Genomic DNA, 25,058 nt, shown 5'->3' on the forward strand with positions numbered 1-25,058 from the left:
CGGACAGATTAAAAAAGAGGTCCAATTACTAATGCATGGGTTATCGCCATCAACCGGAAATCTGCAGATGAAATGTTGGCGATAGCCTGAAGGGAGCATCCCGGTTTTGCAAGTTTGCCTACCCAAGGGGAACCCACCCCGGCCCTGCGGGCCACCCCTCCCAAGAGGGGAACCCACCCCGGCCCTGCGGGCCACCCCTCCCAAGAGGGGAACCCACGCGAGTCTGCTTCTGGCTAGGTTAATGGTGGTTGTAGGCCTTAACAGGCAAACCTGCTTTACGATCGAGATACCCTTTCAAACCGATACAACCCATGGTGATTGAATGGCTCCGAATCCAGGTTCCGCCCGAGGAGCGGGAACAGTATATCCAGGCAGACGCGGAAATCTGGACCCCCTTTCTGGCGGCCCAGCCGGGATTTCTGAATAAAGAAGTTTGGATTGCCCCCGATCGACCCGATCAGGTGATGATGGTGATTCGCTGGGCTTCTATGGACCTGTGGCAGTCAATTCCCAGGGAACAACTGCAGGCTATTGACCTGCGGTTTACCGCAGCCTTAGGCCGTACTTATGACATTGTTGAGTCGATCGCTTATCAGGTGCGCAAATTTTCCTAGCCATGGCTGAATGTCCCTACTGTCACCAACGGGTTGATACCCAGGCCGTGGTTTGTCCCTCCTGCCGCAAACCCCTCAAAGCCTATGGCCATCCGGGTATTCCCCTGCATCGGGCGCAAGGAGACGCTTCTCTCTGTCAGACCTGCGCCTACCATGCCGACGATACCTGCACCTTTCCCCAGCGGCCTTTAGCCAGGGACTGTACCCTCTACGTGGATGTCAATCAGCCCCAGCCCCAGCCACCGGTCTATCGGCTGTCCCCGACTCAGGCTGCGATCGGCTGGATACAGCGGCATCTGGTTTGGGTAGTTCTGGTGGCCCTGATTGGACTGAGCCTCGCCCTGGCCCTGGCGAATAGCAAGCGCTGAAATGGCCTCAAGAAGATATCAGTAATAACCCTGATAGGCGGTGGATTTATAATCTGCTTGTAGGAATTCAGCATCCCCAATGGCACTCCAGCTTCCCGGTTCAACCCGATGTTCTGCTTCCCTGCTAATCCTGTTGCTGGGCCTCAGTCCCGCCCTTTCCGGTGCCGTCCTGACAGACCGGAGTCCCCTTGCATCGCCTCTGCAACTGGCCCAGGCTACCGACCCCCGCAAGGTCGAGGCCGATCGCCTGTTTCAGCAGGGAATTGAGCAGTACAAGATCAGTCAGTTTGAAGCAGCGCTACAGTCCTGGCAACAAGCCCTCAAGCTCTACCAGGAACTCAAAGACCGACTGGGGGAGGGACTAGCCCTGGGCAATCTGGGAAATGCTTACGATGCTCTGGGGAATTATCCCAAAGCGATCGAGTATCACCAACAGAGTTTAGCCATCAAACGGGAAATCAAAGACCGACTCGGCGAGGTGAATGCCTTAGGCAATCTGGGAATTGCTTACGATGCTCTGGGGAATTATCCCAAAGCGATCGAGCTTCAGGAACAGAGTTTAGCCATTGCCCGGGAAATCAAAGACCGACTCGGCGAGGAGGCTGCCCTCGGCAATCTGGGAATTGCTTACTGGTCTCTGGGGAATTATCCCAAAGCGATCGAGCTGCAGGAACAGCGTTTAGCCATTGCCCGGGAAATCAAAGACCGGCGGGGGGAGGGGCAATCCCTCGGCAATCTGGGCCTTGCTTACTTGTCTCTCGGCAATTATCCCAAAGCGATCGAGGTCCAGGAACAGAGTTTAGCCATTGCCCGGGAACTCAAATACCGACGCGGCGAGGGGGCTGCCCTCGACAATCTGGGCAATGCTTACTGGTCTCTGGGGAATTATCCCAAGGCGATCGAGTATCATCAACAGAGTTTAGCCATTCTCAGGGCAATCAAAGACCGACTCGGCGAGGTGAATGTCTTAGGCAGTCTGGGACTTGTTTACTTGTCTCTGGGCAATTATCCCAAAGCTATTGAGCTTCAGGAACAGAGTTTAGCCATTGCCCGGGAAATCAAAGACCGGCTGGGGGAGGGGAATGCCTTAGGCAATCTGGGAAATGCACGATTTAATGCTGGCCAACTCCCCCAGGCAGAACAGGACCTCTTTGCTGCCATTAGTGTCTATGAATCTCTACGAGAAAATCTAAAAGATAGCGATAAAGTTTCCATTGCCGATACCCAGTTCCGGGCTTACAACAATCTACAACGAGTGCTGATAGCCCAGAACAAGGTAGAACCGGCCCTGGAGATTGCCGAACGGGGACGGGCCAGGGCTTTCGCGGAATTGCTGGCAAAACGCACCCAGGAGAAAGAGACTCTCGCGATTCAGCCCATCCAGATCGCCGCCATCAAACAGGTGGCCAGGGAGCGAAAGGCAACCCTGGTGGAGTATGCCAATATCTATGATGAGCAAGGCGAGTGGCTCTTTATCTGGGTGGTGAAACCCACTGGAGAGGTGGCTTTCCGTCAGGTGGACCTCAAACCCCTGCAACAGCAGAAAACTTCCCTGACCAATCTGGTGGCGGCGGCCCGCTGCCTGGGGGCGATCGGCTGTGAGGAGTCTGTCCTCTCCAGGGGCAGTCAACCCGTGACCTTTAATCTGGCCCAGGGCGATCGCCAGTTTGGCCAAGCACCGGTCACCACAATTAGGAACGAATACCTGCAACAGTTGCACAAGCTCCTGATTGACCCGATCGCCGACCTGCTGCCCAAAAATCCGAACGAACGGATCATCTTCGTGCCCCAGGGTTCCCTGTTTCTGCTGCCCTTTGCCGCCCTGCAGGATGACCAGGGACAGTACTTAATCGACCACCACACGATCGGGATTGCGCCTTCGATTCAGGTGTTGCAGTTGACTCGCCAGCAGCGATCGGCCAGTCGGACYGGAGAGATTCTACTGGTGGGCAATCCCACCATGCCCAGGGTGATCTTCAAAATTGGGGAGCCRSCCAAACCCCTCACCGCCCTTGCGGGAGCTGAGCAGGAAGCCAGGGCCATTTCCCAAYTGCTCMAAGTGCCCGCTTTGATTGGGCCACAGGCGACCAAAGTGGCAGTGCTCAAACTCATGCCTAAGGCCCGGATCATCCATCTCGCTACCCATGGCATCCTGGATGACATCGGCAGTGGGGGAGTCCCAGGGGCGATCGCCCTGGGTCCGAGCAGTTCCCAGCCCAATGATGGKTTGCTCACCGCCAATGAGYTGCTGGACCTGAAACTGAAGGCGGAATTGGTGGTGTTGAGTGCCTGTGATACCGGCAAGGGCAAGATTACCGGGGATGGTGTGATTGGATTGTCTCGATCGCTGATCACAGCGGGTGTGCCCAGCGTCATCGTCTCCCTCTGGAAGGTGCCAGATGCCCCGACGGCTGAGTTGATGACGGATTTCTATCGCTATTTGAATCAGGGAAAAGATAAGGCGACGGCCCTGCGACAGGCGATGCTGGATACGAAACAGAAGTATCCCGACCCGATCGCCTGGGCACCGTTCGAGTTGATTGGAGAGGCAGAGTGAACCGCCGCCAGTCTAAATCCTGAAGCCTTCCCTGGGTTGCGATCGCCTACCGYTCCTGCCCTGCTAACCATGCCTCCAGGTGAGAGAGATGGGTGAAGTCTAACAGGGCTTCTCCTAAGGCTTCTAGCTGGGCCACGGATAATCCCTCAATCTGCCCTCGGCTGGCCTCTGGCAACTCTCCCAGACGGCGGTGCAGCAGACGGAGGATCAGCGATCGGGCCTCTTCCTGGCGACCCTGTTGGATGCCCCCCTCGAAGCCAATCTCTTCAACACTGATGTCGAATTAGACTCAGTTTCCATTGCTGACGCTCAGTTGCATCCCGTTCCGTCTCCATGGCTGGGAACTGGGATTAAGAATTGTGGATCATCCCAGCAGATCAGCCGCCCCTGGTTGTAGGACAGAAGCTGTAGGGATCTGGGGGTTGAGGAGGAGAGCATGAAATTCAGAAGCAGAATCGTCAGGGTGGGTCTGTGTTTTCTGTTGGGATTAGGACTGGTGTTTGGGATCGCCAGTTGCACCAATGTGATCAAATTGGCTGGCAAGGAACCTTTGCCAGTGGTGTCCTCCCTACCCAATCCCAAGCTGCCCGATTGGATTGAGCAGATCAGTCCCCTGGAAGAAGCCGAACCGGGAGCCCAGATTCGCATCCGATTTAAGGAAGCTCTGATTCCAGTGGAAGCGATCGACAGCCCCGATCAACAGCAACTGTTGAAGAAATTTGAGGTAATTCCCCCACTACCGGGTCAATTTCGCTTTCTGACCCCCCGCATGGTTGGCTTTCAGGCAGAGCAGGCCCTGCCCAAAGCAACCCGGTTTCGAGTCACCCTGAAACAGGGCCTGAAGGATTTGAAAGGACACCAGCTCACAGAAGACCTGCCCTGGACCTTCAATACCGAAGCCATCAAGCTGACGAATCTACCTACCGTCGGGCCGGAAGATAGCCCGATCGATATCAAGACGACCCTGGCTGTGACCTCTAATGTGGAACTGGATCTGGCTTCTCTGCAGCAATCCCTGCGGTTGATCCCGGCTGGTGCCCAGCAGTCAGCGGAAAAGGGGATTCCCTGTAAGGTAACGCTGAAGCAGGTCGATGAAACGGCCCCATCCTCCAATCCATCCCCTCAAGAGGTCTTCGATCCCTCCCTGCGTGTCTGGGATTATGTGCTCACACCCCAGCAAACCCTGGCCAAAGACACCCGTTACCGCGTGACGTTTGCGCCTGGTTTGCGGGCCACCCGGGGTAATCTACCCAGCGACAAACCTTTTGCCAGCGAAGTCAAAACCTATGCCCCTTTAGCTTTTCAAAAGATCGAGTATGAAGGAGAAGGGGGCTCCGCTGGGCGGTTTGTCAAAGGTTGGGCTGACTTGCGCTTCAATAACGTTGTAGACCCGGAGTCCGTCCAGCAGAACCTTAAAATTACGCCTGCACCGAAGGCAGACCTGCCGGTAGCGCGAGCCTATGAGCGCAGTTTTACCATCAATCTCAATCCTTGGGCTCTGGAACCCAAGACCACGTATACCGTCACGATCGAAGCGGGACTCAAAGACGAATTCGGCCAGACTCTCGGTAAACCAGTGACCGTTCAGTACGAAACTGGGGATCTGGCTGCTGATATCTGGGCTCCCTCCGGTCTCAACATTTTCCCAACAGGCAAGGATTTGCGCCTAGATCTTTCGACGGTCAATCTTCCCCAGGCGATGTACAAAGCCGCCTATCGGGTGGTGAATCCCACCGATCTGGTCTATGCGGATTCTGCCCTGCCGGAGGAGGAGCGGGTGAATCTCCTGCCGTTCCCCACGGCCTGGAAATCCTACAAACTCAACGGGCAAAAACAAAATCAGCCCCTCACCACCAATGTTCCCTTACGCCAGCAACTGGGTGGGGAGACGGGCATGCTGGCCTATGGCTTCCAGGCTCGTACCAGCCAATATGTCGAAGATGGGAAGACCCGATGGCGCGAACCTGCCGTCTATGGGCTGGTGCAGTTGACGAATCTGGGAGTCTTCGCCCAGTGGTTTCCAGAGTCGGGGCTGGTGCGATCGCACCATCTTTCCGATGGTTCCCCTGTGGTTGGGGCCGTAGTAGAGATCTACAAGTCCAGAGTCGGGGAGAAAACCCGCTCGGAGGTCAGTCCCTGTGCCACGGGTAAAACCGATACAACGGGGACTCTGGCCCTCGATCGCACTGCCCTGCAACAATGCATCCAGCAAACTGGTGGGAACCAGGTCTTTAAGGCTGGTCCCGAACTGCTGGTGGTTGTGCGGGAACAGCAAGACTGGGCCTTTACCCGCACCAGTGAGTATGGTGGGGCCTATGGTTTTGGGGTGGATGCAGATTGGGAGCCGGATCAGCCCCTCTCCAGGGGCACAATCTTTTCCGATCGGCAACTCTATCAACCGGGGGAGAAAGCCTGGTTTACGGGGGTTGCCTACTATCTGCAACGGGGGGAACTGAAGCAGGACCAGAAAGCCCGCTATGCCCTCACCCTGCAATTGCCCGATGGTCAGAAGACGGACCTGGGAAGCCAGACCACAAACGAATATGGCACCTTTGCACTGGAACTGCCTCTGCAGGGCGATCAACCCCTGGGCTATTACACCCTGACAGCCAAAGGGGAAAATGGCCTGGAAATCTCCGGTGAGTTCCGGGTGGCTGAGTTTAAGCCCCCTAACTTCAAGGTTGATCTCAATCTGGATCGGGAGTTTGCCACTCCTGGACAGATGGTAGAAGCTAAGGCTCAAAGCAGTTATCTATTTGGGGCTCCGGTTGATTCAGGCAAAGCTCAGTTCAATGTCACTCGCCGCCAAACGTCTCTGATACCAAAAGGTTGGGAGGACTTCTCCTTTGGGCGTCAGTGGTTCTGGCCAGAGGAAAGCCCAGAAGTAAACGGGGATGTGCTCCAGAAAAATGTGGCTCTGAGTAGTACGGGTGCAGGCAATCAGACGGTTATGGTGGGCAAAGATCTGCCCTACCCCATGACCTATCAAGTGGATGTGCAGGTGGCGGATGTCTCGAATCTGTCGGTCTCAAACTCAAAATCCTTCATTGCCCTGCCCGACAATAGGCTGATTGGCCTGCAAAGTGATTTTGTTGCAGAGGCTGGAAAACCCTTTTCCGTTCAGGTGATTGTCACCGATCCCACGGGCAACGTACAGGAGGGGGAATCCATCCAGTTAGAACTGCAACTGATGAAGTACAGCAGCATTGCCCGGGTGGAAGAAGGCAGCCGCACGGCGCAAAACCAGGTGCAGTATCAGACCGTGGGGCAAGCAGAGATCCGCTCCGGCAATACTCCCCAGACTGTTTCTTTAACTCCCACCGAATCTGGCTCTTACCGGCTTCGAGCCAATCTGGCTGGGGCCAAAGGGGAGAATACAGCCACGGATCTGCAGATCTGGGCAACGGGAGCCAATACGGTCAATTGGGGCAACCGCTACCGCAACGATCGGCTGGAGGTGAAACTGGACAAGAAAACCTACCAAGTGGGTGAGACGGCAACAGCCCTGATCCAGTCTCCCTATCCAGCCGGGGATCTGTACTTCGCTGTGATTCGCCATGGCCAAATTTACCAGACAGTAACAAAGGTCCAGGGTGGGGCTCCCCAGGTGAAATTCCTGGTGACGCCAGAGATGCTGCCTAATGCAGCGGTGCAGGCAGTGCTGGTGCGCCAGGGCGATCCCCTGCCCCAGTTGGAGCCAGGGAGTCTGGAGAATCTGGTCAAGATTGGCTTTGCACCTTTCTCCATTGAGACGGAAGCACAATACCTGAAAGTCCAGGCCACACCGGCCCGGGCTGAGCTGGAACCTGCTGGGGAACAAACCCTGAAGCTGGAGTTAAAAACAGCCCAGGACAAACCCGTGAAGGGACAGGTTACGGTCATGGTAGTGAATGAGGCCATCCTGCAATTGACGGGCTACCGGCCACCGGATCTGGTGAAGACCGTTTATGCGGAGCAACCGATCTCCATGCGGTTTGCAGATAATCGCCCGAATGTGATTTTGGAGCCCCAGGCATCCCCGATCGAGAAAGGCTGGGGCTACGGCGGGGGTGAGTCAACGGGAGCCGCTGGAACCAGAGTCCGCAAGAAATTTCAACCTTTGGCCTACTACAAAGCAGTAGAGACGGATGCAGCGGGTCAGGCTGAGGTGACCTTTACCCTACCGGACGATCTGACCACCTGGCGAGTGCTGGCTGTTGCAACCACGATCGATCGACGATTTGGCAACGGGGAAGCGACCTTCCTTACCACCCAGCCTCTGTTGACGAATCCGATCCTGCCCCAGTTTGCTCGACCGGGCGATCGTCTCCTGGGTGGGCTCTCGGTCACCAACACCACGGGCCAGACGGGCAGTCTCTCGATGACGGGAACGGCAACAGGGCCAGTTCAGTTTGAACAGAATAACCAGCCCGTTTCCACCCAAAGTCTGCAAACTCCGGTGGAATCAGGAACTAAGGCTTACCGGTTCCCGATGACGGTGATAACTACTGGGAAAGCCCAGGTTCAGTTCTCGACCCAACTAGGATCAGGGGCCAGTGACGCTTTTGAGGTACCTCTGGAGGTCCGTGAGTTGGAGGTCACGGAACAGGCCGTGGCAACGGGGGTGACGGAGAATCAGGTGCGGGTGCCCCTGAACCTGGAGAACAACGTCGTGCCGACAGCAGGGGGATTGGAGGTAAACTTGGCCAGTTCCCTGATGCCCCAACTCACAGCTCCGGCCCGTCAGAGCCTGGATGAGGAGCAGCTCCCCTTCCTGGAACCGATCGCCAGCCAACTGTCCATTGCAGCCAATCTGCAACGCCTCTCGAAGCAGTATGGGCAGACTTTTGCCACCTTCAATCCAACCCAGCAGGCGGCTCAGTCCCTCGAACGCCTGCGCAAACTGCAAAAACCGGATGGCGGATTTGCAGCCTGGCCCGGTCTAGAGAAGGCCGATCCCTTCATCACTCCCTATGCAGCGGAGGCGATCGCCCAGGCCCGTGCTGCCGGTCTAACTGTGGAAGAAGGGTTGGTAAAACGGACAACCAGTTATCTGAAGGCAATCCTGGCCAATCCTGGCCAATTTGAATATTGCAAAGAATCCCTTTGTCGCCATCAGATGCGGTTGCGTTCTCTGATGGCTCTGGCGGCATTGGGCGATCGGCGCACAGAGTTTCTGGCAGAAATTGTACCCCAGGCCCGGGAGTACGATCAGGTCACCCAGATCAAACTGGCCCGCTATCTGGCTCAGTTTCCAGACTGGCAGGCCGAGGCCCAGACCCTGAGCAACCAGATCCAGGAGACTATTTCGGAAACAGGCCGGAGTGCGGCGGTGAATCTACCGCCAACCTGGCGCTGGTTGTCTTCTCCTACCGCAGCTCAGGCCCAGGCGTTGCGCCTGTTCATTGCCCAGCCAGGGAAGCCAGAGGTGGTCGATCGCCTGCTCCAGGGGCTACTCAATTTGCGCCGCGAGGGCACCTGGGCAACGACCTACGACAATGCCGCAGCCCTGACGGCCCTGGTGGAGTATGGGCAGTTACAGCCCACCCCTCCAGATTTCAAAGCCACGGTCCAACTGGCAGGGCAGCAACTGGCTGCGACTCAGTTCCAGGGCTACCGCAATCCCAGCCTGGCGGTGACGGTACCCATGGCCCAGTTGCCCAAAGGAAAGCAGGAAGTGGTGATCCAGAAATCGGGCCAGGGTAAACTGCATTACCTGGTGGCCTACCGCTATCGGCTCCAGGGTCATCAACCGGGCAAGTTGAATGGACTGCGAGTTAGCCGAGAGTTGCGTCCTGCGGGCGAAACCCAGGTGCTGCGTCGGCTGGGATTGTATGCGCCGGATCAACCCCTGAAAGTAGAACCAGGTCAGATCTTCGATGTGGGGCTGGAAATTATTACCGATCATCCCGTAGACCATGTGGTGATCACCGATCCACTCCCCGCAGGCTTTGAAGCAGTGGATAGCAGCTTCCAGACGGCTCCAGCCTACCTGCAGGCTCAAAGTGATAGCTGGAAACTGGGCTACCAGACGATCTACCGCGATCGGGTGGTCGCTTTTGGCGATCGTCTGGAGCCGGGCGTTTACCAGATGCATTACCTGGTGCGTTCTGTCACACCGGGGCAGTTCCTCTGGCCAGGGGCCGAAGCACATCTGCAATATGCCCCTGAGGAGTTCGGGCGATCGGCCTCCTCCATGCTGGAGATCAGCGATCGGTCCTAGCCCCATTTAAAAACCCGGTTTCCCAACCAGAAACCGGGTCACGATGACAGTAATTCTGCATAGCGGTGAACGTGAGCTCTACAGATCCTGAACTGCTTGAAGCAGTCCAGGATCTGGTTGATTCACTTTGCCTTCTGACGGATCGGAGTGCCGCAGGGATAGGTGGCTACAGGCTGTTGTAGAGCACTCCCGACCAGTACTGGGACTTTCTCCTCAGCAGCTTTCACCCCGGCTCGTTCAGATTGTGCCGCTTTGGCTGCCAGGTAATCGGCCTGCAGTTTGGCGGTAATTTCCGGACGCCGATCGTAGAGCCGCTTCAAAGGCCGGGGCTGACACTGGTTGATCACGTAAGCAGTCAGGATGGGCAGGGCGATGGTGCTGTCGGTGTAACAGACGACCGTATTGGGCAACTCATCTGGGTCCACCTTGCCCCAGCTCACCGCTTCAGTCGGGGTAGCCCCAGACAAGCCCCCTGTATCAGGACGGGCATCTGTGATCTGGACGAAGAAATCATGCCCCCGCTCTTCCAATCCCAGGACTTCATGGAGTTGGGGCTGGGTTTGCAGCAAGAAGTTCTTGGGACTGCCCCCCCCAATAATCAGGGCAGCGCTTTTGCCCTCTACCCCAGGAATGCCAGATTCACGGGCCGCATAGGCGATCGCAGCTGTTTCATTCACATCCAGAGAGGGATCGATCACCAGTTTGGACCCTTCCAGCGCGATCGCAGCAACGTTCATCCCAATCGAACTGTCCCCAGGGGATGACGTGTAAATCGGGACTCCACACTCATAAGCAGTGGCCAACAGACAGGAGTGCTGGATCCCCAACTGCTTCTCCACCTCGTGCATATATTTGCCCAGCAGATAGTGGAATTCGGCAGTTCCCATGCGTTTCTGAAAGGGTTCGGCCCAGAGGATCTGGCGGATGAATGCATCGGTCTCCAGCAACACATCGTAATTGAAAATAATGTCGTAAATCCGGATACGCCCTTCCTGACGGAGTTTTACATCATCAAGAAAAGGTTGGCTGGCATATAGATCCAGACCCAATCCATAGTGGATGTCGTGGTAGAGGTTGGCTCCGGTGCTGATCATCCAGTCAATAAATCCGGCTCGCATCAACGGACTCAGAACAGAAACTCCAAAACCAGCAGGGGTCATAGCACCAGACAAACTGACCCCCACCGTCACGCCCTCCTGCATCACTTCGCGACTCAGTAAGTGACAGATCTCCCGCAGCCGAGCTGAGTTGTAAGCCGTAAAGTACCCGTCAATCAGGTCTACAACGCTGATTTCAGAGGGCATGGGGGCGGGTGTGATTTTGTGGCTGAGCAATCTTGACATTGATATTCTCCAAAACGGTTCAGAAGCATAAAAACAGGGTGGAAATGAACACGAGATATCCTGAGCGATCAACCAGGGGATCTGGGATCGGGGTTTTGTCGAGGCAGTTCGCTCAAAATCTCCCTCTAGCAGGGGAATCCTGGCAAAAGAGATTGGGCACGGATGAAACCGTTGCCAAGACGATCGTCAGCATTAGCCCAAAGGATGCCTAACTCAGATATCAGTCAGCGGAAAAAGCAAACCAGTTCAGCTTTTCTCGCGCGAAAGAAAAAGCCCATCAAGGGACCATCATTCGGACCAGCGAATCTGCCTATTCAATTAAAAAATCTCCCACCTCAGGAGCTTGACCGACCGAGTTCACAATCCAACAGCGTTATGTAAGGGTTTAGATTCAAATGGCAACAGGGCCATCTTTGGAACAGAACCGTTAAAAACTGCTGTGGGCAATGAACCTACAGTTACAGGCCGGTCAGCTCATACTGGGCGCTTCACAGCTATCCGTCCAGGACAGTGCGGGGTCAGAGCGACGCTTGCGCTTTAATTTCATCTCCAGATACCACAAAGGCATCCAGGGGCATCCGGTCAAAGCAAAAACGTTCAAGGGCTTCCCATTCAACCTCAGACACCTTATCAATCAAAGTCTAACATTGATAGACCTTTTACGTTCAAAATTCACCAATTCTGCAAACCGCGAGCAGGTCATGGCCAATCAGGAGCGCAATCCTCTAGCGACCTGTCAGTTTAACCAGGCCAGCCCCACCGAAATATAGCCCCAGGACTGCACCGGCCAGAAGGCTTTGGGTCAGAGGATCAGTGGAAGGAGTGAGCACAGCCCCCAGAACGGCTGCCCCCAGAATGACCAAGCGCCAATTGGAGAACATTTGTTGGGATGACACAATCCCCAGAAAGCCAAGCAAAAACTGAATCACGGGGATCTGAAAGGCGAGGCCCACACTGAACAGCAGGAGCAAAACAAATTCAAAGTAGCGATCGATGGACCAGAGCTGTTCCACCACATCCGCCCCATAACTGATAAAAAAGTTCAGGGCTGCCGGGATCAAGACCAGGTAAGCAAAAACCAGCCCGACCAGGAACAGAATGCTGGATCCAAAGACGATCGGAGCCAAAATCCGTCGCTCCCGCCGGGTCAGTCCGGGCAAGACAAACTGGATGATCTGGTACAGCACAAAAGGACTGGCCAGGAGCAGGCCGCTATAGGCTGCCACCTTGACGGAGACAAAGAAAAATTCACCAGGGGAGAGTTGCAAAAATTTGACGCCCTGAGCTGGGGCTTCTAATAGCTGGACGATCGGGCGCACCGCCGCAAAACAACCCACTACTCCCACTGCAACAGCGATCAGGGCATAGAAAATGCGCCGTCTCAACTCTTCTAGATGGTCGAAGAGGGGCATCTCCAATTCATCAGGAATTTCATCGTCAGGCTGATCAGGACTGTCATCTACCTGAGCTTCAAAGTTGAGGTCTTCGGTTTCAGGGGATGGATTGACAGGATCGGGGTGTTCGGGGCTGGTTTCCAACTCAGTCGGAGCAGTCATGGGTCGGGGTTATGCAGGATCGTTGACTATTGTAACTGGGTGGAGGGAGGGATGAACCGCTGAAGCAGAGAGAACGGAGTGGGACTAGCGGTGAGTGGAATATTTGGTTAGCTTCTGAGCGGTCGCTGGATCATAAAGGCGGAGGTAGTTCCAGTAGTTGCCGAAGACAGATTTGACATAGTCGCGGGTTTCGTCGAAAGGAATGGCTTCGATAAATTCATCAGGATCATGCAATCCCTGTTTGGAGATCCAGTCGGCAACGTTGCCGGGACCGGCATTGTAGCTGGCTACGGCCAGAAGGGAGTTGTCCTGATATTCCCGATGGGTGTAGTCCAGGTACCAGGTGCCGAGATTGATGTTGTCGATCGGATCACTGAGCTTGTAGTTTTTGAGCCTGATTTTCCCAGCAACCCAATCGGCGGTGTCTGGCATCACCTGCATCAAGCCCGTAGCTCCAGCAGAGGAGCGAATGCCTTGCTCAAAGCGGGATTCCTGCCGGATCAGGGCCGTGACCAGCATGGGATTGAGGCCCCGTTCCTGGGACCAGGCCGCGATCGTATCTCGGTAGGGGAAGGGGTACAGCCCCTGCCAGTAGGCATAGTGTCGTTTCAGGGCTGCGTACTGCTCCTGTTCGTCTGGGCTTTCCCGATCGCTGAGGCTGGTCAGCATGTAAAGGCCATCCAGGTTGTCTCCGACGCCCAAGCGCATCAATCCATCCGTAAACTGCTCTGCTACAGTGGGTTGCTTGAAGCTCGTAAATTCGACTTGCCAGAGGGTCCAGGCGTCCCAATCCTGTCCCAGTTGGTACAACTCATTCAGCAGGGCAGAACCAGCAGGCAGTTTCGATCGAACAAAAGCCTGGCCCACAGAAGGGGCTAGCTGCCGCACGGTGGTAAAGTCGCCTACGTCCAGACCCAGTTGATTGGCCGCCCGCCATGCATAGTAAGACTCTGGATGGTGGGTCAGAACGTACTCGAATGCGGCTCTGGCCTCTTGCTGACGACCCAAATGCAAAGCCCACTTGCCAATCCAGAATCCAGCTTCTGCGGCGATCGGATGGCGAGGCGATTGATTAGTAATCGGTTGTGCCCACTTCCATGCCTCCAAATAATGACCTGCCTGGGCCTGCTTGCGAGCCTGCTCCCAGCGTAGCTCTGCCGTTGCTTTGGAGTTGGGATACTGGGTCAGAATCATCTGGCGGGCTTCAGAGGCAGATTTGCCACTATCGAGCTTGTCGAGCAGTTTAGATTTGGCCAGGAGCGCCTCTGCTGCCCGATCTGGGAATTGGTTGGTGACCTGATCCAGGTAGGGGAGCCCTGCTGCTGGAGTAGGGGTGAGCTTGGCCAGTCGCAGGAGGGCTGTCCCCGTCTCTGGGGCCATGGGAAACTGACGGATCTGCTGCTGATACAGGGTGGCCGCCTCTGTCGTTTTGCCACCCAGTTGCAGCCCCCGGGCAGCTCGATAGAGGTTCTTGGGGGTTGTGGGAGCCTGGGTATAGGCTAAACCAGCCTTGCCATATTCCACGTTTTCCCAGTAAGCAAAGGCCACCGCCTCCCAGTCCTCGGCAGTTAACCGCAGGGCATGCTGCTTCACCAGTCTGTCTGTAACCTGGACAATCCCTGGCGCGTAGAAGGCATGTTTGACTAGCAATAGCAGCAGTTGGGGCTGGTTGGGATTTTTGCGCAGACGAGCCCGAACAATTTCGATCGAGCGGGGATGGGCTGGAAACCGCTCGATCGCCTGATCCCAATATTTGGGCTCGGTGCGACCAAGGGCAAACAGGGCCTCGGTGACCACCGGAAGATCAGGATAGCGCTGGATCAGGACCTGCCAGCTTTCCCTTGCTTTGGCACGATCCCCCTTCAACTCATAGGCACGGGCCTGCTGCAGGACCACATAAGGCGCAATCTCAGGGTAGTCCTGATCCAGATTCTGGAGCAGGACCAGGGCCTGATCGGGTTGCCGTTGCTGCATCCAATCGCTAGCCAGCAGATAACGGGCTCGGTTGCGCGTGGGAGACACAGCCCCCTGGACCAGGGTGGTTAGTTGGGCTGCCCGTTGCTGGGGGGGCAGCAGGACCAAGGGTGCGATCGTCGGATCAAATTCATTGTTATCCGGCTGAACGGGATTAACCTGGCTCGGTTGAGTCTGGCCAAACTGTGGCCACGGGCCTGCCACCGACCCTAAACGGGTAGCGGAGAACAGCCCGCCCAGGAGGAGAGCACTCACTCCTGCTGCCGTGGCCAGATAGAGTTGTGCCTTCCGTTCCTTGATATATCGCTTCAGCATACCCCTGCCATCTAAAAAATCCCGATGGAATTCCTAGCAAATCTAGCATTTATTCCCAGGGGTGGAATAGCAGGTGACCGTAAGACAACATGAGCGTTCGGCTGTTGTTAGCGTTCCACTGCTATAAAAGACAAATGACCAATGACACATGGCAAACGGAAGCATGGAATTACGAGTAACAGATGTCTCACGATTAGCGTGGACAGGAGATTGTTTAGCGATCGGGCTGTTTGAAAATGGCATAGATCTGGCTGGCGACCTCGCAGACCTGGATCAGCAGTTAGCAGGAACCTTAAAAGAATTAATTGCAGATACAGAATTTAAAGGCAAAAGCGGTGACACAGCGATAACCCGAGTCGGTAGCGGCAGCCCCATTCGGAAGATCGCCCTGATTGGCCTGGGCAAAGCGGATGGGTTAAAACTGGACGGAGTCCGACGGGCTGCCAGTGCCAGTGCCCGTCTAGCCCGCAAAGAGAAGTGCAAAACTCTGGGCATCAGCCTTCCCCCCTGGCAGAACGATCCAGTCTTGACGACGCAAGCGATCGCAGAGGGGGTGGAACTAGCCTTACATCAGGACACCCGCTTCAAATCCGAACCGGATGAGAAAGCCAATTTACCCGAACAGGTGGAATTATTGGGCTATGGGGGGCAGGAGGCCGCCCTGCACCAGGCCAGTCAAATTTGTGCTGGGGTGATCCTGGCCCGGGAATTGGTGTCAGCCCCTCCGAATGTGGTCAATCCCCTGACTATGGCCGAAACGGCCCAGGCGATCGCGGCAGACCATGGCCTGAGCCTGGAAATCCTGGAACAGGAGGACTGCGAAAAGCTGGGGATGGGAGCCTTTCTGGGGGTGGCCAAAGCTTCCGATCTCCCACCCAAGTTTCTGCACCTGACGTACAAACCGGAGGGTACCCCCCGCCGGAAACTGGCGATCGTCGGCAAGGGGCTGACCTTCGATTCAGGGGGCCTGAACCTGAAGGTGGGGAACAGCAGCATTGAGATGATGAAAACGGATATGGGGGGAGCCGCCGCCACCCTCGGAGCCGCCAAAGTAATTGGCCTGCTGAAACCCGATGTGGAAGTTCACTTCATCAGTGCGGTGACTGAGAACATGGTCAGTGGGCGGGCCATGCGTCCAGGGGATATCCTGACGGCCTCTAACGGCAAGACCATCGAGGTGAACAATACGGATGCAGAGGGTCGCCTCACCCTGGCTGATGCCCTGGTTTTCACCGAGAAATTGGGAGTGGAGGCGATCGTCGATCTGGCAACCCTGACGGGAGCCTGTGTGGTGGCCCTGGGGGGAGATATTGCTGGATTATGGAGCCCAGACGACACGATCGCGGCCCAGTTGATGGCTGCTGCGGAACGATCGGGCGAGAAAATCTGGCGCATGCCCCTGGAAGAAAAGTACTTTGAGGGGATGAAATCCGTGGTGGCAGACATGAAAAATACCGGGTCTCGCGAAGGGGGAGCGATCACTGCAGCGCTGTTCCTGAAACAATTTGTCAAGGAAACCCCCTGGGCGCACCTGGATATTGCCGGTCCCGTCTGGGCTGACAAGGAGAATGGGTACAACAGTGTGGGAGCTACAGGCTACGGGGTGCGGCTGCTGGTGAACTGGGCCTTAGCCTGAGCCAGGTGTACTATTATAATCCTGCCATGGGGCCTTGACGCACTTGCATATCTAGTGGTTAAGTGGGGGATGTCTCGGCAGACATCCCCCATATTTGTTTGTGAAGTTGTTTAACAACACTTTTAAGAGATTACGAAAAAGCGGAATTGTACTATACACGGTGTGACTTCCCCAGGATTGCTGCATGGTTTCCCATCTCCAGGCTCCGGCTTACAGTTCTAGTCATTCTCCTTACCCGATCGAGGGTCTAGTGCAGGTCTTTACCTGTCCTCACCGGGGCTTTTTCACCAGTGTGATGGCCGAAGCCCTGCGCATTGCAGGTCAGGGAACCCCAGTCCTGGTGGTGCAGTTTCTCAAGGGTGGGATCAATCAGGGGATTGACCATCCGATGCGTTTGGGCCAGAACCTGGACTGGATCCGCTGTGATCTTCCCCGTTGTATCGACACACCCCAGTTGGAAGAAGGGGAGGCACAATCCCTGGAGTCTCTCTGGCAGTATACGCGCCAGGTCGTCTTTCAGGGGCAATATGAGCTGGTGGTTCTGGATGAGTTGAGTCTGGCGATTAACTTCGGCCTGATTTCCGAATCAGCCGTCCTATCCTTTTTGCGGGACCGTCCCGGCCATGTCGATGTAATTCTGACTGGGCCAGACATGCCCCGATCGTTGCTCGACATTGCCGACCAGATCACCGAGTTACGCCGCAGTCACCAACCCTAGGGAGAGAGGAATGATTAAGAACGATACCTGGATTACTCAGATGGCAGCTCAGGGAATGATTTCTCCTTTTGAGCCTAGCCTGGTGCGATCGATTCAGCCTGAGCCAGCAGGGTCTTCCCGTCCCGTAATCAGCTTTGGCCTCTCCTCCTACGGGTACGATATTCGCCTCTCGCCGTCAGAATTTCGCATTTTCCGTCACATCCCTGGCACGGTGGTTGATCCCAAAAACTTCAACCCGGATAACCTGGAGCCAACGCGCCTTTATACCGATGTCAATGGCAGTTATTTCATTCTGCCAGCCCATTCCTATGGCCTCGGGGTTGCTCTGGAGCGATTGGAGGTGCCAGATAATATCACAGTCGTCTGTATCGGTAAGTCTACCTATGCCCGTTGCGGCATCATTGCCAATCTCACTCCGGCTGAAGCGGCTTGGCGGGGCCACCTGACCCTGGAGTTTTCTAATTCCTCCAGTGCTGATTGCCGGATTTATGCGAATGAGGGGGTGGTGCAACTTCTGTTTTTGGAAGGGGAACCCTGTGAAGTCAGCTACGAAACTCGTCGCGGCAAATATCAAGATCAGCCGGAACTGGTGACCCTGGCCAGGGTGTAGCTTGCATCCCACAGGGTGGGCTCCTAAGGTGGGATGCACTCCTCGCGCCCAGGCTTCACTCCTCACGCCCAGGCTCTGCCTGGGTGCCCATAACCTCATCCAGCGTCACGTCCCAGCATCTGGTTCCCAGCCAGAGCATCTGGTTCCCAGCCAGAGTCTCTGGTTCCCAGCCAGAGTCTCTGGTTCCCAGCCAGAGTCTGGGAACCAGGGAGGGAGGAACCAGAGAGCCAGAGTCATCGTTCGTCTCCTCCCGCCCAGGCTTCACTCCTTGCGCCCAGGCTCTGCCTAGGTGCCCATAGCCTCATCCAGCGTCACGTCCCAGCATCTGGTTCCCAGCCAGAGTGAGCATCTGGTTCCCAGCCAGAGTCTCTGGTTCCCAGCCAGAGTCTCTGGTTCCCAGCCAGAGTCTGGGAACCAGGGAGGCCAGAGTCATCGTTCGTCTCCTCCCGCCCAGGCTTCACTCCTTGCGCCCAGGCTCTGCCTAGGTGCCCATACCTTTACTGCAATATCGTCACAGGTAATAGCCCCAGCTCACCCAGATAATTCCGATAGCTGGAATATCGCCAATGGGCTGGGTCATCCACATAGCCCCGTTTCACCGGATTGTTGTGAATATAGGCCAACTTTTGCCGGAGCATCTCCTCCGAGTTAATCATCTGGGGATGACTTCCCTCCTGCCAAACCTGATACCGCTGCCCCGTTTTATGAGCTAGTTTCGCCACTGCCAATCGTTTGAGCCAATAGCTTTGGGGATGATTTTGCTGTAACCAATCCACCAGCGATCGTGCTGTAAATGATTTGAAATTGCCGATCTCCTTCGATAAATTCTCAGCCGCAGCAATCAGGTGGAGGTGGTTTTCCATAATCACATAACTGTACAGTGTTAAGCGCTGGTGCTCTTGCAGGAACTGGAGCGAGTCCAGCACAATCTTAACGAGTTCGGGCTTGCTAAAAAGAGGCATCCACTCCACGATCGTGCAGGTCATAAAATGAGGTTGTGAACCAACGACTCGATAGCGCGATCGACCCATAGTTTTGTCCAGGCATTTGCTTTAAGAGTACCCATGCCCTTGTACCCAGGCTCCAGTCTCCTCCTCCTTGCGCCCAGGCTCTGCTTCACTCCTCTCACTCCTCGCGCCCAGGCTCTGCCTGGGTGCCCATGCCAGTCACCCATCGCATCTGGTTCCCAGACTCTGGCTGGGAACCAGGGATTGCCCACCCGCCAATGAAGGATCATGACAGCAGCACAACAGCCCGCTAAACCGGATGGCAAGGTGAAACTAGCCCTGGTGCGACAGAAGCAGCAGGTCCAGTTTTTTGTCGAGAGGTTGGGTGAACAGGTTGGCATCGAGATGATGCTGATTCCATCCGGCACCTTCCGGATGGGGTCGCCAGAGAATGAGCCGGATCGTAGCAAGGCTGAAGGGCCACAACATGAGGTGAGTGTTCCTGCCTTCTTTATGGGCAAGTATCCAGTCACACAGGTGCAGTGGCGATTTGTGGCGGCACTCTCCCAGGTGAATCGGGAACTTAAACCAGATCCGTCCAGATTTGAGGGAGATAACCGTCCGGTTGAACGAGTGTCCTGGTCCGATGCGGTGGAGTTTTGCGATCGACTTTCAGCCCATACCGGGCGAATTTATCGACTACCCAGTGAAGCCGAGTGGGAGTACGCCTGTCGGGCTGGAACCACAACCCCCTTCCACTTTGGTGAAACCATCACCACTGACCTGGCCAACTACCGAGGTACGGATGATAAGGGCTTGAACTGGTCAGGCTCCTATGGCCAGGGTCCCAAAGGTGAATATCGTCGAGAGACCACCCCTGTAGATTATTTTGGAATTGCCAATAGCTTTGGGCTGTGCGACATGCACGGTAATGTGTGGGAATGGTGCCAGGACTACTGGCATAACAGCTATGAGGGTGCGCCAGCAGATGGCACCGCTTGGTTGAGTAACGATAAAAGTGCAAGTCGAGTGAGACGCGGCGGTTCCTGGGACCTCATTCCGTGGTTTTGCCGTTCTGCCTATCGCGACCTCTATTCGCCCGTCGATCGCTACAACAATATCGGTTTTCGGGTTGTTTGTATTGCCCCGAGAACTCTGCTATAGCCCTTTGTCCCTTGTCCCAGGCAAAGCCTGGGTTGCCCTTTTGTCCTTGTAGGCGCGAAGCGCCCCCCCTGGTTGGGAACCAGACCGTGGTGTTCATGAAGATTCCAGCCACCCCCGATCGAGACTGGGAGGGATTACACAGCTGGTCTGATCTCCCTGGAAGACCTACTCCAGCGGTTGCAGAGCTGGGAAGCTCATCTGCTCCATGGAGACACCTACCAACTCCGCCACCAAATTTTTGAGCAGTGGCCCTTTACCACCCCCTCTGGTTGGCCCCCCCTGGTTCCCAGGCTGAGCCTGGGAACCAGACCCCTGGGAACCAGACCTGTGTTCAGCCTGGGAACCAGACCGTGGTGTTCATGAAGATTCCAGCCATCCCCGATCGAGACTGGGAATTCTAACGGTATCCTATGAAGTCGAGTGAGACGCGGCGGTTCCTGGCCCTACTATCCGAGGAATTGCCGTTCTGCCTATCGCGTCGACTATTCGCCCGACGATCGCAACGACTATATCGGTTTTCGGGTTGTTTGTATTGCCCCGAGAACTCTGCTATAGCCCTTTGTCCCTTGTCCCAGGCAAAGTCTGGGTTGCCCTTTGGGAACCAGACCTGTGTTCAGCCTGGGAACCAGACCGTGGTGTTCATGAAGATTCCAGCCACCCCCGATCGAGACTGGGAATTCTAACGGTATCCTATGAGTGGGACAGGTCGGCAAATGCGGCGGTTCCTGGAACAACAATCCGAGGAATTGCCGTTCTGCCTATCGCAACAACAATTCGCCCGACGATCGCAACGACTATATCGGTTTTCGGGTTGTTTGTATTGCCCCGAGGTCTCTTCTATATCAGAGCTGGCAGATGGGAGATCTGCCGGGAGTATCTTGAAGAGTTCAGACCTTCTCCAGTGATGCTTGCGGGCATCCGAAAATAAAACGGGGCTATCAGCTTGGTAAGTTCGCTGAAGAGTTGACTGGCCCCCCAATCTTCACTCATTGCTGAGCTAGCATGGCAGAACTGACCCTGCGAGAAGAGCGCAAACAGGCCCGCTACTTTACTGAAGCCCTGGCCGACATTGGCCTTGATATGATTCTGGTGCCCGGTGGCTCATTTATGATGGGGTCGCCAGAAGATGAGCCCGAACGTATAGATGATGAAGGCCCGCAGCATCTGGTGCAGGTTCCTCCCTTCTTTATGGGACGCTACCCGGTAACCCAGGCCCAATGGCGATTTGTGGCAGGGCTACCTACCGTAGAGCGGGAACTTGAACCGAATCCCTCATACTTTACAGAGGATAATCGCTCAGTGGAGGCAGGGGATAATCGTCCAGTGGAGCAGGTGTCTTGGTACGAGGCAGTGGAGTTTTGTGCCAGACTTTCGGCCCATACTCACCGTGAGTATCGCCTGCCCAGTGAAGCGGAGTGGGAATACGCCTGTCGATCCGGGACAACCACCCCCTTCTACTTTGGTTCGACTCTGACTACTGACTTAGCCAACTACAATGGCAACTATACCTACGATGACGGCCCTGAGGGCAAGTACCGGGAAGAGACCACCCCAGTAGACTTTTTTGAGTATGCCAATGGCTTTGGGCTGTGCGATATGCACGGCAATGTGTGGGAATGGTGCCAGGACCACTGGCATAACAGCTATGAGGGTGCGCCAACCGACGGCACGGCCTGGTTAAGTGAAAACAAAGATGCGAATCGAGTGATACGCGGCGGTTCCTGGGACAACGATCCGAGGCATTGCCGTTCTGCCTTTCGCTTCGACTATTCGCCCGACGTTCGCAGCAACGATATCGGTTTTCGGGTTGTTTGTATTGCCCCGAGAACTCTGCTGTAGCCCTTTGTCCCTCGCGCCCAGGCTCTGCCTGGGTGCCCATGCCACCTGCGCTCTGCCCAGGTGCACACAGCCTTCAGGCTCTGCCTGGGTGCCCATGCCACCTGTGCTCTGCCCGGGTGCACACAGCCTTTCTCACGCTAGGATCAATCTACTGGTTCTGATCAATCTCCCTCATGCTACCTGCCCTGACAGGCAGCATCGCAGTACTAAATAGGGCTTACTAAAAAAGTGTGAAATCTTTGATGGAAGGGGTATTCAGCGGGATCATGACCTGCTAAAGTGCAAGGAAAACCACTGAAAACGGCGAAAACCCTTGCACAAGCCTTATGTACCGTCGCCCTAGCCCTGGTCAACTGTCGTTTGAAAACTTCTACCTCCCGTTTGGGGGGAAACTGTCGGGAGAGAACCGTTGGGTTAAACTGAGCCAGTTGATTCCTTGGGAGGAGTTAGAAGCGCAATATGCTGGACAGTTCAGTTCACAGATGGGTGCGCCTGCCAAACCCTTTCGAATGGCACTGGGAGCCTTAATCATTAAGGAACGGTTGGGAATTAGTGATGAAGAAACTGTGGAACAAATTCGAGAGAATCCGTACCTACAATACTTCATCGGATGCTGTGAGTATAGTGACCAAGCTCCGTTTGACCCATCAATGATGGTTCACTTTCGCAAGCGATTAAGCCTGGAGATAGTGGGGCAAATCAACGAACAAATTGTGATGCAATCGAGGCGTTCAAATCAAACAACGAATGCAACGGAGGGTGACAGTCAATCAAAGCAGGACAACGATGGAGATGAACCACCCGCGCCTCCGAATCAAGGGGAATTGATTTTAGATGCCAGTTGTGCGCCCGCAGATATTCGCTATCCCACCGATTTGAGTTTGTTGAATGAAGCGCGTGAGCACACAGAAACGGTCATTGATATTCTATACGAACAACTGAGAGAGCAAAACGAGAAGAAACCTCGCACCTACCGCCAACAAGCCCGACAAGAGTATTTGAAGGTTGCCAAGCAACGCCAAGTGCAAAGTAAAGCGATGCGAAAGGCAATTCGTCAACAACTGGGATATGTGAGACGCAATCTGGCTCATATTGATGCGCTAGTTGCCGCAGGTGCATCGTTATCGACCTTGAGTCGGTCTTTGTACCGTAAACTTCTGGTGGTGAGTGAAGTGTTCCGACAGCAGCAGACGATGTATCAACAGCGACAACATCGCATTGATGACCGCATTGTCAGTTTATTTGGTTGTGCATCAAATAATTGTTGGATAAGTTGCGAAGTCTTGCCAAGTCCAAGGCTCTGCTGCCAAGTTTGCTCGTTGAGATGCTGTGGTTTTGAATCGGCTATGCCGCCAAATCCAATTGAAATAACTGACAACCAATCGTGTAGTCACCTTCGTTTGCTCCCACACCTTGCCAAACTTGTTTTGCCGTCGATGCCACCGTCCTGTTTGTTGCCGGATAATACCATTGGTTCTCTCTAATCGTTGGGTTTTATCCTTACCAATGTGATGATGAATTTCTGGTGGAAGGACTCGTTCATACCCTCCCCAATCATCGCTATTCCACTGTTTGCACTCCGTTTTTCCTTCCGTTGTGACCATCAGTTCTTCAATCAACTCATCCGTATGCTTTCCCACACGGGCCGCCAAGATCAGCCCACTGCTATTGGCTAAACTCAACCCCACCCAACAGTCTCCCAGGTCTAATTCTAGGGGCAGACATTGCTTCTGTTTTTTTGCACAAAGGACCACATCTCATCAGCACTCACCTCCTCGGTTTCAACTTGAGCCACCTCCTGATTGTGGATGAGTTGAGCTTTGCTACTCGCTCGTCGAATAATACTCACTACCGTGTTATAAGCTAACCCGCTAATCCGACTAATCCCTCGTAAACTGGTGCCCTCACTGTGAGCTTGCAGGACTTGTTGAATTTGCTCTGGACTGACGTGACGGTAGTAGTAGAGGGTGTCAAAACTCTCTGAGAAGGTTTGTTGGCACCCCAGGCAAAAGTAGCGTTGATGCCCATTCGGCATCTTGCCATGCTTGTGAGTCTTAGAATGACCGCAGAGCTTACATTCCATAGCTTGAGTAGGTGAATCGTTGATTCCTTACTCTACCAGACCCACATCAGTTTGACGCACTACCTTCAAATTTAATCAGTTGTTGCAAGACGACTTTGAGCAATGCCACCAGCCCCTGGGTCAAGGCTTGCGCAGGTTGGATGATCGCCGCATCTTGGGTCAGAGGRGGWCCCGCTTCCTGAATTTGCTGAGTGCGACGTTGAATCGTCGCGTTACGGATGATGTGATGAGACCGAAAGAATTGCTTTAAKGCTTCAGATGTTGCTGTCTGCGCCGATTCTAAATTGGGRAATTGTTCGAGAAATTCACAAAAGGCGATCGTATGTTTATCCTCAAACCAATCGAGCACTTGCGGATAGTAGGACTTGAGAGCAGCAGTAATGCGATTGGTCAGACGCACTTTCTCGCCGACTAACATACGCCGAGACTCTACCCACTGGCGCAATTCCCGATGTTTTGGACAACCTGCCACCCAAATRTCGAGCTTATCGCTGTGCCGCTGCATCAGTTCGACGATTAACTTGGCATCAATCGGATCTGATTTGGCTCGCGAGGGTTGAAAGGCTTTGCGGTAATTGGCGACGGTGCGCGGATTAATTGGCACTAAAACTAGATTGTCGTATTGGCATAAGCCATAGAGCAAGGGTCCCCGTTTTTGCTCTAATCCCACCAGTAATTGGGTTTCCCCATATTGCTGACGAAGCTGGTTGACCCAATCGGCAATAGCTTGAGGGGTAGACTGAATCGTGGTGTAGCTCCAACTCTGCTSCTGACAATCATAGAGGCTGATATCGTGCTTGCGATCAGCCCAGTCAATGCCAATRTAGGCAGCAAATGGGGTAGTGATTTGRGACAGTTTCATTGTGTTAGATTGAAGGTGTTTTTGTTGTGTCGGAGAGTCTGCCACTAATCGTGCCAGCGAAAAGATTATGGAGAAGGTATTGTCCTTGTTCCCTGAGCATTCGTTAGGGCACTGTTAAGTAGTCAGGAGGAATTAAATATAAAACGTTCCAGGGAGTAATTGCCCCTACTACTACGAGCTTGCATTCCCTCGATGATCGCATCGGCTAAATCAACTTCATGCTCAAACATCCGCCCAGCAATTTCATGGGTTTTGAGTTGATGCCACTGC

The 25,058-nt window shown here is 54.7% G+C and carries 21 protein-coding genes and 1 pseudogene; 13 read left to right on the forward strand and 9 right to left on the reverse strand.

Features of this window, described 5'->3' with window-relative positions:
• The first annotated feature begins 311 nt into the window (after positions 1 to 311).
• From BST81_RS08430 to BST81_RS08440, 3 genes are all read left to right on the forward strand, one after another.
• Positions 312 to 614, forward strand: coding sequence for a TIGR03792 family protein (locus BST81_RS08430; RefSeq protein ID WP_075598104.1), 303 nt, complete (start codon positions 312 to 314; stop codon positions 612 to 614).
• A 2-nt stretch (positions 615 to 616) separates the two neighbouring features.
• The gene (locus tag BST81_RS08435) at positions 617 to 982 is read left to right on the forward strand and encodes a zinc ribbon domain-containing protein (RefSeq protein ID WP_075598105.1); all 366 of its coding nucleotides are present in this window, start codon (positions 617 to 619) and stop codon (positions 980 to 982) included.
• 79 nt (positions 983 to 1,061) lie between these two features.
• Entirely contained in the window at positions 1,062 to 3,539 is a 2,478-nt protein-coding gene (locus tag BST81_RS08440) for a CHAT domain-containing tetratricopeptide repeat protein (protein WP_075598106.1), read from the forward strand.
• Between the two features lie 46 nt (positions 3,540 to 3,585).
• On the opposite strand, the gene BST81_RS29225 is transcribed toward BST81_RS08440, so the two are convergent.
• Positions 3,586 to 3,816, reverse strand: a complete 231-nt coding sequence (locus BST81_RS29225; RefSeq protein ID WP_083636736.1) for a DUF4351 domain-containing protein — start codon at positions 3,814 to 3,816, stop codon at positions 3,586 to 3,588.
• Between BST81_RS29225 and BST81_RS08450 the strand changes: the two genes are divergently transcribed.
• Entirely contained in the window at positions 3,730 to 3,936 is a 207-nt protein-coding gene (locus tag BST81_RS08450) for a hypothetical protein (RefSeq protein ID WP_075598107.1), read from the forward strand. The two genes, BST81_RS29225 and BST81_RS08450, sit on opposite strands and share 87 nt — an antisense overlap.
• Positions 3,937 to 3,975: 39 nt before the next feature.
• The gene (locus BST81_RS08455; RefSeq protein ID WP_075598108.1) at positions 3,976 to 9,741 is read left to right on the forward strand and encodes an alpha-2-macroglobulin; all 5,766 of its coding nucleotides are present in this window, start codon (positions 3,976 to 3,978) and stop codon (positions 9,739 to 9,741) included.
• Positions 9,742 to 9,863: 122 nt separating this feature from the next.
• On the opposite strand, the gene speY is transcribed toward BST81_RS08455, so the two are convergent.
• The 3 genes from speY to BST81_RS08480 all read right to left on the reverse strand — a co-directional run bounded on the left by speY (position 9,864) and on the right by BST81_RS08480 (position 14,929).
• A complete protein-coding gene (speY, locus tag BST81_RS08460; protein WP_075598109.1) occupies positions 9,864 to 11,084 on the reverse strand; it encodes a deoxyhypusine synthase in 1,221 nt (406 codons plus the stop codon).
• Between the two features lie 725 nt (positions 11,085 to 11,809).
• On the reverse strand, positions 11,810 to 12,640 hold the full coding sequence (gene tatC / locus BST81_RS08475) for a twin-arginine translocase subunit TatC (RefSeq protein WP_075598112.1): 831 nt from the start codon (positions 12,638 to 12,640) through the stop codon (positions 11,810 to 11,812).
• A gap of 84 nt (positions 12,641 to 12,724) precedes the next feature.
• Positions 12,725 to 14,929: a transglycosylase SLT domain-containing protein gene (locus tag BST81_RS08480; protein WP_075598113.1), complete on the reverse strand. Its 2,205-nt coding sequence runs from the start codon at positions 14,927 to 14,929 to the stop codon at positions 12,725 to 12,727.
• Between the two features lie 163 nt (positions 14,930 to 15,092).
• Here BST81_RS08480 and BST81_RS08485 point away from each other — a divergent pair, with 163 nt between their 5' ends.
• The 3 genes from BST81_RS08485 to dcd all read left to right on the forward strand — a co-directional run bounded on the left by BST81_RS08485 (position 15,093) and on the right by dcd (position 17,893).
• The gene (locus BST81_RS08485; protein WP_075598114.1) at positions 15,093 to 16,565 is read left to right on the forward strand and encodes a leucyl aminopeptidase; all 1,473 of its coding nucleotides are present in this window, start codon (positions 15,093 to 15,095) and stop codon (positions 16,563 to 16,565) included.
• A gap of 184 nt (positions 16,566 to 16,749) precedes the next feature.
• Entirely contained in the window at positions 16,750 to 17,283 is a 534-nt protein-coding gene (locus BST81_RS08490; RefSeq protein WP_075598115.1) for a P-loop NTPase family protein, read from the forward strand.
• Between the two features lie 10 nt (positions 17,284 to 17,293).
• A complete protein-coding gene (gene dcd, locus BST81_RS08495; protein WP_075598116.1) occupies positions 17,294 to 17,893 on the forward strand; it encodes a dCTP deaminase in 600 nt (199 codons plus the stop codon).
• 55 nt (positions 17,894 to 17,948) lie between these two features.
• Here the strand turns inward: dcd and BST81_RS08500 are convergent, their stop codons facing one another.
• The 3 genes from BST81_RS08500 to BST81_RS08505 form a co-directional block, all read right to left on the reverse strand.
• Positions 17,949 to 18,158 (reverse strand): hypothetical protein, encoded by a 210-nt coding sequence (locus BST81_RS08500; RefSeq protein WP_075598117.1) that lies wholly within the window; start codon positions 18,156 to 18,158, stop codon positions 17,949 to 17,951.
• Between the two features lie 36 nt (positions 18,159 to 18,194).
• Positions 18,195 to 18,326, reverse strand: a complete 132-nt coding sequence (locus BST81_RS29095; RefSeq protein ID WP_290439428.1) for a hypothetical protein — start codon at positions 18,324 to 18,326, stop codon at positions 18,195 to 18,197.
• A 64-nt stretch (positions 18,327 to 18,390) separates the two neighbouring features.
• Positions 18,391 to 18,924 carry a transposase gene (locus BST81_RS08505; protein ID WP_075598118.1) on the reverse strand — a complete coding sequence of 178 codons (534 nt, stop codon included), beginning with the start codon at positions 18,922 to 18,924 and terminating at the stop codon, positions 18,391 to 18,393.
• A 204-nt stretch (positions 18,925 to 19,128) separates the two neighbouring features.
• Between BST81_RS08505 and BST81_RS08510 the strand changes: the two genes are divergently transcribed.
• The 5 genes and pseudogenes from BST81_RS08510 to BST81_RS28760 all read left to right on the forward strand — a co-directional run.
• Positions 19,129 to 20,004, forward strand: coding sequence for a formylglycine-generating enzyme family protein (locus BST81_RS08510; RefSeq protein WP_075598119.1), 876 nt, complete (start codon positions 19,129 to 19,131; stop codon positions 20,002 to 20,004).
• Between the two features lie 245 nt (positions 20,005 to 20,249).
• Entirely contained in the window at positions 20,250 to 20,405 is a 156-nt protein-coding gene (locus BST81_RS27975) for a hypothetical protein (RefSeq protein ID WP_171974699.1), read from the forward strand.
• 19 nt (positions 20,406 to 20,424) lie between these two features.
• The gene (locus BST81_RS28755; RefSeq protein WP_143780276.1) at positions 20,425 to 20,559 is read left to right on the forward strand and encodes a hypothetical protein; all 135 of its coding nucleotides are present in this window, start codon (positions 20,425 to 20,427) and stop codon (positions 20,557 to 20,559) included.
• A gap of 447 nt (positions 20,560 to 21,006) precedes the next feature.
• Entirely contained in the window at positions 21,007 to 21,843 is an 837-nt protein-coding gene (locus BST81_RS08515) for a formylglycine-generating enzyme family protein (protein ID WP_075598120.1), read from the forward strand.
• 326 nt (positions 21,844 to 22,169) lie between these two features.
• Positions 22,170 to 23,084 (forward strand): annotated as a pseudogene (locus BST81_RS28760) (IS5 family transposase); the annotation flags it as partial.
• Between the two features lie 12 nt (positions 23,085 to 23,096).
• Here BST81_RS28760 and BST81_RS26955 read toward each other — a convergent pair.
• Positions 23,097 to 23,926, reverse strand: a protein-coding gene (locus BST81_RS26955; protein WP_143780277.1) for an IS1 family transposase whose coding sequence is annotated in 2 segments (ribosomal slippage) — positions 23,097 to 23,582 and positions 23,585 to 23,926 — 828 coding nt in all. Because the reading frame shifts where the segments join, the coding sequence is not laid out codon by codon here.
• A 46-nt stretch (positions 23,927 to 23,972) separates the two neighbouring features.
• On the reverse strand, positions 23,973 to 24,788 hold the full coding sequence (locus tag BST81_RS08535; RefSeq protein WP_253188163.1) for an IS110 family transposase: 816 nt from the start codon (positions 24,786 to 24,788) through the stop codon (positions 23,973 to 23,975).
• Between the last annotated feature and the right edge of the window lie 270 nt (positions 24,789 to 25,058).

The sequence above is a fragment of the Leptolyngbya sp. 'hensonii' genome, assembly GCF_001939115.1.
Classification (GTDB): domain Bacteria; phylum Cyanobacteriota; class Cyanobacteriia.

Excerpts from the sequence above, each read along its gene's own strand:
- BST81_RS08430 (WP_075598104.1), top strand. The coding sequence starts at position 312 with ATGGTGATTGAATGGCTCCGAATCCAGGTTCCGCCCGAGGAGCGGGAA.
- BST81_RS08435 (WP_075598105.1), top strand. The coding sequence starts at position 617 with ATGGCTGAATGTCCCTACTGTCACCAACGGGTTGATACCCAGGCCGTG.
- BST81_RS08455 (WP_075598108.1), top strand. The coding sequence starts at position 3,976 with ATGAAATTCAGAAGCAGAATCGTCAGGGTGGGTCTGTGTTTTCTGTTG.
- speY (WP_075598109.1), bottom strand. The coding sequence starts at position 11,084 with ATGTCAAGATTGCTCAGCCACAAAATCACACCCGCCCCCATGCCCTCT.
- tatC (WP_075598112.1), bottom strand. The coding sequence starts at position 12,640 with ATGACTGCTCCGACTGAGTTGGAAACCAGCCCCGAACACCCCGATCCT.
- BST81_RS08480 (WP_075598113.1), bottom strand. The coding sequence starts at position 14,929 with ATGCTGAAGCGATATATCAAGGAACGGAAGGCACAACTCTATCTGGCC.
- BST81_RS08485 (WP_075598114.1), top strand. The coding sequence starts at position 15,093 with ATGGAATTACGAGTAACAGATGTCTCACGATTAGCGTGGACAGGAGAT.
- BST81_RS08490 (WP_075598115.1), top strand. The coding sequence starts at position 16,750 with ATGGTTTCCCATCTCCAGGCTCCGGCTTACAGTTCTAGTCATTCTCCT.
- dcd (WP_075598116.1), top strand. The coding sequence starts at position 17,294 with ATGATTAAGAACGATACCTGGATTACTCAGATGGCAGCTCAGGGAATG.
- BST81_RS29095 (WP_290439428.1), bottom strand. The coding sequence starts at position 18,326 with ATGACTCTGGCCTCCCTGGTTCCCAGACTCTGGCTGGGAACCAGAGAC.
- BST81_RS08505 (WP_075598118.1), bottom strand. The coding sequence starts at position 18,924 with ATGGGTCGATCGCGCTATCGAGTCGTTGGTTCACAACCTCATTTTATG.
- BST81_RS08510 (WP_075598119.1), top strand. The coding sequence starts at position 19,129 with ATGACAGCAGCACAACAGCCCGCTAAACCGGATGGCAAGGTGAAACTA.
- BST81_RS08515 (WP_075598120.1), top strand. The coding sequence starts at position 21,007 with ATGGCAGAACTGACCCTGCGAGAAGAGCGCAAACAGGCCCGCTACTTT.